General features: G+C 40.2%; 9 protein-coding genes. 2 read left to right on the top strand and 7 right to left on the bottom strand.

The window, feature by feature from the left end; genetic code table 11:
• Positions 1 to 2 precede the first annotated feature (2 nt).
• Positions 3 to 581, bottom strand: a complete 579-nt coding sequence (locus tag GQR53_RS03725) for a type 1 glutamine amidotransferase domain-containing protein (RefSeq protein WP_024595007.1) — start codon at positions 579 to 581, stop codon at positions 3 to 5.
• 373 nt (positions 582 to 954) lie between these two features.
• Positions 955 to 1,224 (bottom strand): HU family DNA-binding protein, encoded by a 270-nt coding sequence (locus tag GQR53_RS03720; protein ID WP_007582488.1) that lies wholly within the window; start codon positions 1,222 to 1,224, stop codon positions 955 to 957.
• Between the two features lie 191 nt (positions 1,225 to 1,415).
• On the opposite strand from GQR53_RS03720, the gene GQR53_RS03715 reads away from it, so the two are divergent.
• Positions 1,416 to 1,991, top strand: a complete 576-nt coding sequence (locus GQR53_RS03715; RefSeq protein WP_165742907.1) for an inner membrane-spanning protein YciB — start codon at positions 1,416 to 1,418, stop codon at positions 1,989 to 1,991.
• 64 nt (positions 1,992 to 2,055) lie between these two features.
• Positions 2,056 to 2,697 carry a CPBP family intramembrane glutamic endopeptidase gene (locus GQR53_RS03710; protein WP_165742906.1) on the top strand — a complete coding sequence of 214 codons (642 nt, stop codon included), beginning with the start codon at positions 2,056 to 2,058 and terminating at the stop codon, positions 2,695 to 2,697.
• Between the two features lie 133 nt (positions 2,698 to 2,830).
• On the opposite strand, the gene GQR53_RS03705 is transcribed toward GQR53_RS03710, so the two are convergent.
• The 5 genes from GQR53_RS03705 to acnD all read right to left on the bottom strand — a co-directional run bounded on the left by GQR53_RS03705 (position 2,831) and on the right by acnD (position 13,201).
• Positions 2,831 to 4,711, bottom strand: a complete 1,881-nt coding sequence (locus tag GQR53_RS03705) for a hypothetical protein (RefSeq protein ID WP_165742905.1) — start codon at positions 4,709 to 4,711, stop codon at positions 2,831 to 2,833.
• 9 nt (positions 4,712 to 4,720) lie between these two features.
• A complete protein-coding gene (locus GQR53_RS03700; RefSeq protein ID WP_165742904.1) occupies positions 4,721 to 5,812 on the bottom strand; it encodes a hypothetical protein in 1,092 nt (363 codons plus the stop codon).
• 62 nt (positions 5,813 to 5,874) lie between these two features.
• Positions 5,875 to 8,913, bottom strand: coding sequence for a hypothetical protein (locus tag GQR53_RS03695; RefSeq protein WP_165742903.1), 3,039 nt, complete (start codon positions 8,911 to 8,913; stop codon positions 5,875 to 5,877).
• Positions 8,914 to 9,413: 500 nt separating this feature from the next.
• The gene (prpF, locus tag GQR53_RS03690; protein ID WP_165742902.1) at positions 9,414 to 10,580 is read right to left on the bottom strand and encodes a 2-methylaconitate cis-trans isomerase PrpF; all 1,167 of its coding nucleotides are present in this window, start codon (positions 10,578 to 10,580) and stop codon (positions 9,414 to 9,416) included.
• Between the two features lie 11 nt (positions 10,581 to 10,591).
• Positions 10,592 to 13,201 carry a Fe/S-dependent 2-methylisocitrate dehydratase AcnD gene (acnD, locus tag GQR53_RS03685; protein ID WP_165742901.1) on the bottom strand — a complete coding sequence of 870 codons (2,610 nt, stop codon included), beginning with the start codon at positions 13,199 to 13,201 and terminating at the stop codon, positions 10,592 to 10,594.
• Between the last annotated feature and the right edge of the window lie 35 nt (positions 13,202 to 13,236).

Raw genomic sequence — 13,236 nt, 5'->3', positions numbered from 1 at the left:
AATTAGTGAGCTTGGTGTTTACCCTCTAAAATCTCTTCAATAAATTTAGCATTAAATGCTTCTAAATCAGCTGGGCTTCGGCTTGTTACCAAACCTTGGTCTACACATACTTCTTGATCGACCCAATTAGCACCTGCATTAATTAAATCGCTTTTAATACTAGGAAAAGAAGTAATAGTACGGTCGCGCAATTTATTAATTTCAGCTAACAACCACGGTGCGTGGCAAATAGCAGCAACGGGTTTGTTTTTTTCTGCGCCAAAAAAGCCATCAATAAAGGCTTTAGCATCTTTATCTTGGCGTAAACTGTCTGGGTTAAATAAACCACCAGGTAGCATAAGCGCGTCGTAATCAGCGGGGTCTGCGTTTGTGACTAGTTTATCTACTGTCACTTTATCGCCCCACTTGTCTTCATCCCAGCCCGTAATTTGGCCTTCTTTAATTGATACTATTTCGATGTTTGCACCGGCATCAAGTAATGCGCTGCGTGGAGATAAAAGCTCACTTTGCTCAAACCCATCAGTGGCTAAAATTGCAATTTTTTTGCCTTGTAAACGCGTGCTTGTTTGTAATGTACTCATTGAGATCTCCTTATTTGATACCAACCTGCATAAATATTTGAGCAATTTAACGTCGTTCAATAGACCCCATATATCAGCAGACTGGTATTGTTTAAAAATATGTTCGAAACACACAGTTAAACAGCATAATGCATGCCGATAACAAGTAATTGAAAATAAAGGATTTAATGTAAGTGGGATTTATAATGCCATGTAAATCATTTAGAGATTATGAATAATCTACATAGGTGCGAATTTATTTCCAGCTCATATAATTTAAAGCCACCAAACGCGAGGTATAAAACCTCACCTACAACATATACCCGTAGGTGCGAATTTACTTCGCGCTCATGTAACTTATCTATCAATACGGGGTTTAAAACCTTAAATAAATTTAAAGCAGATCTTTTAACGCCTTAGCCGGTTTAAAAACCGCTTTATTAGCGCCTTCTATTTCAATTGCTGCGCCTGTTTGCGGGTTACGCCCAGCGCGCGCTGGGTAATAACTTAGTGCAAACGTACCAAAGCCATTAATTTGAACCTGATCGCCCTCAGAAAGCGATTTAGTAATTACTTTTTGCAAGCTTGAAAGCGCCGCTTGAGAATCTTTTTTTGTTAATTCACTTTTGTGTGCAATGGCAGCAACGAGTTCTGCTTTATTCATTTTAGGCTCCTAAATACACGCCAAATCAGTGTTGGTTAAGCGTGGGAATATGATGATATAAAAAATACCAAACCAAATTGGCAATAAAGCCACGCAGGCTAAGGGTTACAGGGCAACAAGTCAACCTTGTAGTTGCTAAGCTTTATGTGGTAAAAAGCCTTTGACTCTTTTTTGTATAATTTAGGTAGTATATGCACGCATTAATTGAATACATTCCACTCATACTGTTTTTTGCAGTTTTCAAGCTAGTCGATATTTACTGGGCTACCGGTTTATTAATGGCCACTACGCTCATTCAAGTTGCTTATAGCTACTTTAAACATGGAACTGTGCCAACTCGTCAGTGGATATTTTTTGGCATTGCTGCTGTGTTTGGTACGTTAACGCTGGTACTTCATGATGAGCAATACATAAAATGGAAAGCAACACTCATATACGCAGGTTTAAGCTTAACGTTACTTGTTAGCCGTTATGTACTTAAGAAAAATCTCGTTAAAAAAGCGCTTAGCTCAATCCTCGAAAATGCTAATGATACAAAGCAAGCTATTGTTGTTCCAGAGCCGTTATGGGATAAGCTTAATTTAATGTGGGTTGTAATTACTGCTGGCATCGCAGCACTAAACATTTATATTGCATATAATTTTTCGCTCGACTTTTGGGTTAACTTTAAAGTGTTTGGTTTAATGGGTATTACCTTTGTGAGTATTTTTGCCACTATTATTGCCTTGTACAAATACCTCCCTAGTGAAGAAGAACCAGCAAAGTAAGCCCCTCGTCATAAAAATGTCGTCTTAGCTTGATAGCTTATTAAAAAAACAAGTTGAGACGACCTTGAACGCCAATCAATATCGCTGGTTTGAATTTACCCTCATTTTTATATTGCTGCCCTTGTTGGGTTTTGGATTACGCGAGCATTTAGCTAATTGGCTTATCCCTGCGCTTATTATACTTATGAGTGTGTGTTGTATGTTGCTACTAGGCGATCCCCATTTTAAACGGTTTAGACTCACAAGCCTTGGACAATTTTCTGCTGTTAAAAGGCGTGTGTTTAGCTTCTTTTTTTTAGGTGCGCTGTTCTCGGGCATGTTTTACGGGATTATTCATCAAGGCAACTGGTTTACCCTTCCCCGTAACTCATTTAATGATTGGCTTTTACTGTTGGTGCTCTACCCAATACTGTCGGTTATTCCTCAAGAATTAATATTCAGAACGTATTTTTTTCATCGTTATAAACGCATTATGCCAAAAAAAGCAGTGCGTATTGTAGTTAGTGCGAGTGTATTTGCGTTGGCGCATATTGTGTATGCAAATTGGATTGCAGTAGCCTTAGCCTTTTTGGGCGGTTTACTGTTTGCGTATACCTACGCACAAAGCCGCTCAACGGTCGTGTGTGTTATTGAACACAGCTTATGGGGGCTATGGATGTTTACACTCGGGATTGGCAGCTACCTCAATTCAGGCGCATTTAACTAATGTGACAAGCATTAAAAATCCGATACTAGAAAACTAATATCGGATTTCGAATAGTTATAAAAACACTTCACTCATCACAAAAAGCGCTGAGCTGTAAGGCATATGCTGAGTTTTTAATTATTTAATCTAATAGTTAAAATAACGACTCAAACTCACCATTTGGAAATAAAACACCAGGAATACCACGTACCGCAGTAACATCAGCTAGTTTAGTATCACCAAAATATAAACCGCCACTGTAATTACGACCCTTTTGCTTTACATCTAACCAACGTCCATTTTCGCCTTTCGCTATTAGATTAATGTTGCCACTAACATCACGAATACGTAAATCTAACGCGCGATTTTGTATGCTAACAAATATATCTGTAGAGGTAAGTTCTGATAGGTTTTCCACATCGCCTACGTATGCAAATTTAAAATCACTTGCACCACTCAATGGAAAATCTAATTCAAAAGTAAATGCTAAGTCGTCATTATCTTCACCAACAAAAGGCGAAGCCTCTACTGCTGTGATATGAAATGCAGTGTTTTGAATGTCGCTTACGTAATCACCATTAAAATCAAAAGTAGATAACGTGGTTGACTCCTCACCTAATGAATTAACAAAGCGATTTAAGTTTACTGATAAATCACCTTCGAGTTTACCCGCTGTTTTATTGATAATTACGTTGGTCGTTACTTGTGTAATACCCGTATCGGCTTCGGGGTTTAATTCACTTTGAGCATCTATGCCGTCAAACTCAATCAGCAATTCACTTACATCCACACTTAATACCGTAGCACCATTTGTGACTGTTGCGCTCATTACACCTTCGATTTTATTACCTAATACACCACTTACTCTGAAAGTTGGAATTGATAAGTCAATGGTTATAGGTAACTCATCATATGTGCCAGTAATAGCCCAAGTATAAGGTGATTGGTTGTAATCAATATCTAAATCACGAAGTTTATATTGCCCTGATGGTGTAGAGCCATCAGCTAGTGGTGAATAATTTGTGATAACTTCGTTTAAAGCATTACTAAGTGCATCAAGGGTTCTTTGTGTGTCTTCATCAAACGTACCTTCAAGTTCAGTAAATTTTGCGTCTAATTCATCTGAATAGCTTTTTTCTTGAAGTCTTGCAACACCAATTATATTTCGCGTATCAACAAGTAACTCTCTTGAATCTAAGCTTTGCACTTCTGCTGAGCGAGCCTGCCAATTTGTAAATGTAGTTACACTTGCAATCGTTTGCTTAACTTGACCAGCTACATTTTTCAGCAAAGCATTACCTTGGTCGCTAAATAGATTGTCTGTAACATACTGCGCTGCTAAATCGCTGTAATATTGCCATGCTTGCTGGTCAGTCTCCAAGGTAGTAAATTCATTAAAAGCACTTTCAACACTAAACGAACTATCAGCAACACCAGATAAAATTGCCGCGTAAGTGAAGGCATTTGTAACCATTTCTGCTTCAACACTTGCATTTAAATTACTGTGCGTTAAATGATAAAAAGGCGTGGCTGATAAACTCGCCTGTGTAGCACTAAAGCCTTCTTCTGTAATTGCTTTGCTCAATGGTGATAAGTAAACCTTATTTACACCCGGTGCACTAAATGCATCCGCTTTGTAATTAAGAGTAACGGTTGTCAATTCTTGATAATCGATTAACCGGTTTGCGTTTAAATCATTTACATCACCACGTACAGTTCTGCCACACCCTGTAAATCGCGGACAAGGTAGAGCTGTATCGCTAGGTATAAACTCAAAACTATTAAAAGTAAGTGGAGTTACACTTACACTCGCAGTATTGATGTTTTCGACTTCAATTGATTCTTGCACCACCCCATCGCTATCTAAAACATTAAGCGTGCCCTGTGGTGATTGCCAATTAGATACATAAAAACTCACAGAAGAAGATGTAGCAATTTCACTCACTGCAACAGATTCTGAACTGTCACTGTCTGATGAAGAACCACAACCAGCCAATGCAATAGCGACCCCTAAAGGTATAATTTGTTTTAACATCGTCATTCCTTAAAACTTAATGTTCACGTACCAATTCACATTCGCATAATAGGCTTTATCTAAATCTAGGCTATCAGTTTGTAAATTAAGACCAAAATATTCGTTTTCTATACCAACTAAAAATGCTTCGCTTTTTGTTTCGTAGCCTGCTTGTACTCGCCAATGATCCCAAAAGTGAATACGGCCTTTTAATTGGCTAAACGTGTCTTTGTCGTAACGTTTTAAAGTTAACTGAGTTGAAAACCGATCATTTATTCTGTAATCGGCAAATGCTTGTAGTCGCATTTCCATTTCGAAATCATGAGATACCGTATTTCCAAATGCAGATGTTTTTAATGAAACTGTTGGCTGAGTAATAATATCGCCGTTATCATCTTCGCTAAATGGAATTTCAGTAGTTTGCCCCTTTACAGAGCCGCTGTCTTCGTACTCTGTTTTATACAGCAAATCTTTTACGCTAAAACCAACTTTAAGTTCGTCATTTACTTGCCAATCGGCAAAAATATCTAGGCTATAGCCTAGCCCTTCAGGCTTTTGTGAAGGTGTAAATTCTTTAAATAAAATGTCTTTAGAAAAGTTGTAATCGACAGTCACAGCACCTTCAACTTCATCACTAAAAATCTCACCATTTACAGTGGCATCTTGATAGTGTGAGCTGGCAAAAACAGAAAGTTTAGGTGTTATTGTTAATGCATTTTTATCTAAAAATTTAAAATCATAAGATACAAATACACCATTAGACGTTGCTTGTTTAGCATCGAGGTAATAAGTATAAAATCTATCTTCAAACTCTAAGTCATTCTTTTCGGTATGAGTGTATTTAGCTGTATCAGGATCAAAGTTAAGAACATAGTCATAACGACTTTGTAAACCCACTTTAAAATTACCGTAGCCAACACCCACTTCAAAAATATTATAGGTAAATGCACTGTCACCCGATTTTAATGGTGCATCAAAATCATCTACAAAGGCCTGTACTGGTTGTGCTTCAGTATAAATTTCTGCGTCAAAATGAGTAAATATTTGAAATTGGTTATCTGCGGAAGCAAGAGGAGAAATAAAAGCTGTTGAAAATCCTAACAAGAGAATTTTTTTTTTCATAATTTAATCGCTTTCTATAAAAAAAGGGAAAAGCGCTGCTTTCCCCTTTTATAGTTTAAATATTACTTAGATGAATCAATTAAATCAACATCAGTGTAAGGCACTACATCACCATCGATGTAAGTGATAGATACACCGTTAGTAACTTTAGTAGCTGAACCGAATGACATCATTTCGCCATTGTACATAGCTTTAACATCACCAGTGTAACCTGTAGATTCCATACCCGTTAGAGATAATGTGTAACCCATTGCTGCGTCACCTTTAACCATAACTTCTAATGTACTTTCATCTTCATCACCACTACCGTCAACCATACCCATTACTTTAAAGTCTAAGTCGCCAGACATACCTTCAAGTGTAATGCTTGAAGAATCTGATTCTTCAGTTGCAGTAATGTTTAGCATACCAGTGAAACCAGAATCACCGTCCATAATTTCAACGTGGTTCCAAGCTTCAGTGTTAACGATTTCAGCGTCATCAACTGTGTCAGCATCTACTTCACCATCAAATGTGAATATTAAACATGAATCAATTTGCGTAGGATCAATAATCGTACCGTCAGCAAACAGTTCACACTCTTCTAGAGCTGCAGTACGACTTTCACCCGTAACAAGTGACACAGTTGCGTCATTTTCACCCATTAATGTAGCGCCCCAAGCAACAACTAATTGCTCGCCTTGGTAAGAAGCTGAAGCACTGATCATTTCACCGGTAGTTTCGTTCTCTAATTCTAAAACTAGTGCATCTAAGTCATAGTTATATGACCAATCAGGTTGACGAGTAGAAGTACCTTCACCTGAGTTGCCCATTTCAGCCAATTCATCAATTACGTCAGCAAGAACATCTGCTGCATCGATAACCGCTTGACCGCCAGTGTTAGTAAGCACAGTCATAGTCGATAATGACTCTGATGTAGCTTTAACAGAGGTTAGTACCTCAAGTTTAGCAACCGCCGCTTCAGCAACAAGTTGTAGGTTATAAGCTGTTACAAATTGCTCGCTAGCTAGTTCACCTTGAGCTTCAGCAGCTGTTTGCATAGCTGTAAGCGCATCAATCATTGCTTGTGCGCCTTCGCCTTCAAGGTCTAGGTAAGCATTAGCAGCAACTAGTGCTTGCTCAATAGCAATTTCAAGTGCATCAACAGCAGCAGCAAAATCAGACGCAGCAGTAACAGCAGTCATAGCAAGCTCAAGAGCTTCAGTTGCGTTTTCGGCTGTATCTACCATTGCACCTTCTGCGTTAGCAAGTGCGCTTGTAGAAGCTGCTTCAGCTGTGTCTGCTGCTGATTTTTTCTCATCAGCAACGTCTGCAGTATCTTCAGCAACTAGTTTTGCTGCAGCAAAAGCAATATCAAACGTTTTAATCGCTTCTTCTGCTTCCGCTACTAGTGCAGCTAATGCAGCGTCGTATGCAACTGTGTCAGTTACAGCAACACCTGCATCTGTTTGTAAAGACGTTGCAGAATCAAGAATCTGTTGGTAATCAGAGCTTTGAGTAACTAACGCTTTTGCAGCAGTTACGTAACCTTGTGATTTAACAAAAATAGAATCCGCTTTAACTGTTAAATCAGCTGTAGCAGCTTCATTTTTCAGTAATGTTACAGCACTTACAAATGCAGCTGCGTTATCAGCTGTAAGAGCGTCGCCACCCATTGCTTGAACATCAGCAAGTGAACTTTGAGCTGTTTCAATATCCATTTCTAATGCAGTAAGTGCAGTCTGTGAAGCTGTAACTTCTACTGTTAAAGCAGCTGCTAGAGCTGTATAAAAATCATCTCCAACTGTACACTCTGCACCAGTACAACCAATTACTTCTAGTGCTTTTTTAACTTTTACTGCAGCGGCTGCAAGGCCGGCATCAGTTGCTGCACCATTTTTAACAGCTTTGTCTTTAGCTGCTTTTGCTTTTTTAGCAATACCTACTGAATTAGCGGCAAACGCATCAATTTGTGCTTGTGTTGCATTAGGGTTGTTAATAGAGAATGCCGCTTTTAAAGCGTTTTCAATTGCAGTTTCATCACCCGTTGCTACAGCAACAAAAATGTTTGCAGTATTTGTAATTGCTGTTTGTAACATTGTAGCTATTGCAGCAATGCCAGCGTCAGTATTACCTTTAAACTGGCCTGATTTAATACCCGCTTTAATGCTGCTCATTACATCACCAATTGAAGGTAAACCTTGAATTGAAGATGAAAGCTGTGCAATTGCTAAAATACCGTCAGTAAGTTCTTCTTCGCCATCAACATTACTTAAATCTACAGCGCCGCCGTTAGATAAATCGCCAATAATAGCAGAAAGTAAAAGTGCTGCGTCTTGACCCATCACTTGTACAACAGTGTTTAAGCTAGCTGTAGCAATAGCGTCTTCATCTACACTTGAACCTGAGTCAAGAAGAAGACCCGCCACTAACGATGTTAAAAAAGTAACATTAGCTTTATAAGAACCTAAAACATTAGCGTCGCCAGCTGCACCGCTCGCTCCAGATGTATCTGCTTCAACAGCTGGAATAAACTTAACAACTGAAAGCTCTAGGTCAGTTTTGTACCATTCGCCAAACTCAATATCAGTATCGCCATCATTTTCGTCGTCAACTTCTGGCGCTTCGTCGTAAGTGCCACAACCTACGTAAGCATCACAACGTAAAAAGCTATCATCGCCTTCTTCAGACGTTTTAACAGTAATGTAAACAGGTCCAGTAAAATCATCATCTAAGTAGATGCTGTAACGACCGTTTTCATCAGTTAGCACTTCAGGGTTAGCGGCAATTTTACTTGCTTCTACCGCTGCATCTGCAGCATCTTGTGATAGTGCTTCTTCAGAAAAAGACTCAGCCTCTGCTGAAGCAGCTGAGCGAAATGCAACAGGAACGCTTTGACCAGATGCATCTAAAGTCATTACAGTTACTACTGCACTTTTCATTGAACCTTTAACTGCTTTACCTGTTACTTCAATGTTAAATTGTGCATCGCCCGTTGCAGTGAAAGATTCTACAGGTGTAACAGGAATATTTCTGTCGTTATCAGAACCACATGCTGTTAAGCCTAATGTAAGTGCAACTGAAGCTGCAATAGGTGTAAATTTGATCGTACGCTTTACCATTTATTTCTCCTTGATAGCCTGGAATGAGTATCAGAAATTAGTTTAGTTGATAGTGATTTATTTAAGCTTTTATGTTTAAAAAGCATCAAAAAGTACACAATCATAACTTTTGTTACTAGAACATTAAAAATACCATTAAGCTATATAGTTATGCTACATATTTATACGTTTTATAGAAGTATTTATCTTTATTCTATGAGCTACTTCTTTATCAGCATCTCTATTATTCAATAACCTATAGACACTCATAAAGAACCAGCACATATTGATACAATATATTCATTTTATTAAATGAATATTACATATAATCTAGTTTGTTAATTATATTCTTCAAGTAAATGCGGTGGATGAGAGCTAAAAAAGACGATAATTCTAAAAATTAATGAAAAAGGATTATTTCTAACGAGTGTGAGTAGGTTTTATTTTAGCTAAGCAAACGTTTATAAAATTTGTTTGCTTAACTAAAATAAATGTTTAGTTGCGCTTAACTTCACCAGTGATTAGTAAGGTACTCTTACAACCCCTTCCATTAATACACGTGCACTTCGGCTCATACTTGCTTTGGTAACTAGCCAGTTGCCAGCATTATTTTTAGCCTCAGCACCTACTTTTAGCGTGCCCGACGGGTGACCAAAGTTAACTTCACTCAATGCTCCGCCACCAGCGGCTATATTAACAAGTGTGCCCTCAATAGCCGCAGCCGTACCAATAGCTACAGCGGCTGTGCCCATCATGGCATGATGTAGTTTACCCATCGACATTGCGCGTACTAATAAGTTGATATTGGCAGCCTTAATAACTTTACCGCTAGACGCTTTGTAATCTAAAGGCGCTGCAACAAACGCAACCTTTGGCGTATGTTGGCGAACTTGCGCTTCATTAATATCAGTGATTAAGCCCATTTTAACGGCGCCATAAGCGCGAATGGTTTCAAGCTTTGCAAGTGCAGCAACATCATTATTTATATCGTCTTGCAGCTCTGTGCCGGTATAACCAATATCAGTGGCGTTAATAAATACAGTAGGAATACCTGCATTTATCATGGTTGCTTTTAGAGTACCAACACCTGGTACTTCTAAGTCATCAACTACGTTACCTGTTGGAAATAACGCGCCATCGCCATCAGCGGGGTCCATAAATTCAAGTTTTACTTCAGCTGCAGCAAAAGTAACACCATCGAGTTCAAAGTCACCGGTTTCTTGCACTTCGCCATTGGTCATAGGGACATGCACTAATATGCTTTTTTTAATATTAGCCTGCCACACACGCACAATAGCAACACCGTTATTAGGTACTCTGCTTTTATCGACCAAACCATTACTAATAGCAAAAGCCCCCACTGCTGACGTTAAGTTGCCGCAGTTACCGCTCCAATCCACAAAAGGTCTATCTATCGCCACTTGACCAAACAAGTAATCAACATCGTGGTCGGCTTGCTCACTTTTACTTAGGATTACGGTTTTACTGGTGCTTGATGTAGCGCCGCCCATGCCATCCGTTTGTTTGGCATACGGATCGGGGCTGCCAATAACACGCAGTAATAAATTATCGCGCGCCTCGCCTGCTACTTGAGCAGGCTTTGGTAAATCAGTTAAATTAAAAAACACACCTTTACTGGTGCCGCCACGCATATAGGTTGCAGGCACTTTAATTTGCGGTTTAAACATAATGCTTGCCCTTATGCAGATTGCGTTGCTTCTAAAAAGTCTTGTGCAAAGCGTTGTAACACACCACCAGCTGCGTAAATAGAAAGCTCTTCTTGGGTATCGATACGGCACTTCATAGGCACAGTGAGTACTTCACCGTCTTTACGAGTAATACTTAAATTAACGGTGGCACCTGGTTTTAAATCGCCTGCTACATCGTACGTTTCACTGCCATCCAGCTTTAGAGTTTTACGCGTTGTGCTCGCTTTAAACTCAAGCGGTAAAACACCCATACCAATTAGGTTAGTACGGTGAATACGCTCAAAACCTTCAGCTGCTATTACTTCAACGCCTGCAAGTCTTACGCCTTTTGCTGCCCAATCGCGCGACGAACCTTGCCCGTAATCGGCACCGGCTACAATAATAAGCGGTTGTTTACGCTCCATGTAGGCTTCGATTGCTTCCCACATACGGGTATTAGTACCTTGTGGTTCTAAGCGTGCGTACGAGCCTTGCTTAACTTCGCCGTTTTCGTCAAGCACCATTTCGTTTAGCAGCTTTGGATTAGCAAAGGTTGCACGCTGCGCTGTTAAATGATCGCCCCGGTGCGTTGCATACGAGTTGTAGTCTTCCTCTGGGACGTTCATTTTGGTTAGGTATTCGCCAGCAGCGCTGCTTGCCATAATTGCGTTTGATGGCGATAAATGATCCGTTGTAATGTTATCGCCAAGTACCGCAAGCGCATGCATACCGGTCATTGTGCGCTCACCCGCAAGTGCACCTTCCCAATAAGGAGGGCGACGAATGTAGGTGCTTTCTGGGCGCCAGTCGTAAAGTGGGTCGTTATCTTCACCGTAATCTACGGTTAAATTAAACATCGGCTCGTATACTTTTCTAAACTGCTCTGGCTTAACGCTTTGCTTAATTACTGCATCAATCTCTTCATCCGATGGCCATAAATCTTTAAGCGTAATATCGTTGCCTTGTTGATCTTGCCCTAGTATCCCTTTTTCAATATCAAAGCGAATAGTGCCTGCAATAGCGTACGCAACAACTAAAGGAGGTGACGCTAAAAATGCTTGCTTAGCATAAGGATGAATACGCCCATCAAAGTTACGATTGCCCGAAAGCACCGCTGTAGTGTATAAATCGCGATCAATTACTTCTTTTTGAATAACAGGGTCAAGCGCCCCGCTCATACCATTACAGGTAGTACACGCAAAACCAACAATGCCAAAGCCAAGTTGCTCAAGCTCTGTTAGTAGGTTTGCGTCTTCAAGGTATGATTGCACTGCTTTTGAGCCTGGTGCTAATGAGGTTTTAACCCAAGGTTTGCGCATTAAACCCTTAGCATTTGCGTTACGGGCAAGGAGTGCAGCGGCAATTACATTGCGTGGATTACTAGTATTAGTACAGCTAGTAATCGCGGCAATAATACATGCGCCGTCTGGCATTAAGCCTTCTTCATTTTCAACAACACCCGAAATACCTTCTTTAGCTAAATCGCTTGTCGATACGCGGCGGTGTGGATTAGATGGACCCGCAATATTGCGCCCCACGCTTGATAAATCAAACTTAAGCACACGCTCATACTTTGCGGTTTTTAAGCTATCGCTCCAAAGGCCCGCTGTTTTTGCGTAGTTTTCTACAAGGGCAATTTGTTCTTCTTCGCGACCTGTTAAACGCAAGTAATCTATTGTTTTATCATCAATATAAAACATGGCTGCAGTTGCGCCAAATTCAGGTGTCATGTTTGAAATGGTTGCTCTGTCGCCAAGAGTAAGTGCGTCGGCACCTTCACCGTAAAACTCTAAATAAGTAGAAACAACACGTTGCTCACGTAAAAATTCAGTAATAGCCAACACAATATCGGTTGCGGTAATACCGGGTTGGCGCTTACCTGTTAGCTCAACACCTACAATATCAGGCAAGCGAATATAAGAAGCGCGGCCCAGCATTACGCTTTCAGCTTCAAGCCCACCTACGCCCACAGCAATAACGCCCAGCGCATCAACATGTGGCGTGTGGCTGTCGGTGCCAACTAGTGTATCTGGGAATGCAATGCCATCTCGGTTTTGAATAACCGGCGACATTTTTTCAAGATTAATTTGATGCATAATGCCGTTACCCGGTGGAATAACGTCAATATTTTTAAAGGCAGTTTTTGTCCAGTTTATAAAGTGAAAACGGTCATCATTTCGTCTGTCTTCAATGGCGCGGTTTTTTTCAAATGCGTCAGGATCAAAACCGGCATGCTCTACCGCTAACGAATGATCCACTATTAACTGCGTGGGTACCACCGGATTCACTTTTGCCGGATCGCCGCCTTTGGCTGCAATTGCATCACGCAAACCTGCTAAATCAACAAGTGCCGTTTGGCCTAAAATATCGTGGCATACTACGCGCGCCGGATACCACGGAAAATCTAAATCTTGCTTGCGCTCAATTAGCTGATTAAGTGCATCGGTTAACATGGCAGGGTCGCATCGGCGTACTAGGTTTTCGGCAAATACACGTGATGAATAAGGTAGCGTGGCGTATGCACCTGGCTTAATTGCATCTACGGCTTCTTGGGTATCGTAATAGTCGACATTTGAGCCCGGTAGAGGTTTACGGTATTGGGTATTATTAATTATGGTCATAATAAGGGTTCGCTAATTTGGTGACGGATGTAATA

This window comes from Pseudoalteromonas sp. Z9A6, assembly GCF_011378805.1.
In the GTDB taxonomy this organism is placed as follows: Bacteria; Pseudomonadota; Gammaproteobacteria; order Enterobacterales; family Alteromonadaceae; genus Pseudoalteromonas; species Pseudoalteromonas distincta.
The sequence above is the reverse complement of the archived record's forward strand: the minus strand, read 5'-3'. Positions and strand labels throughout refer to the sequence as shown.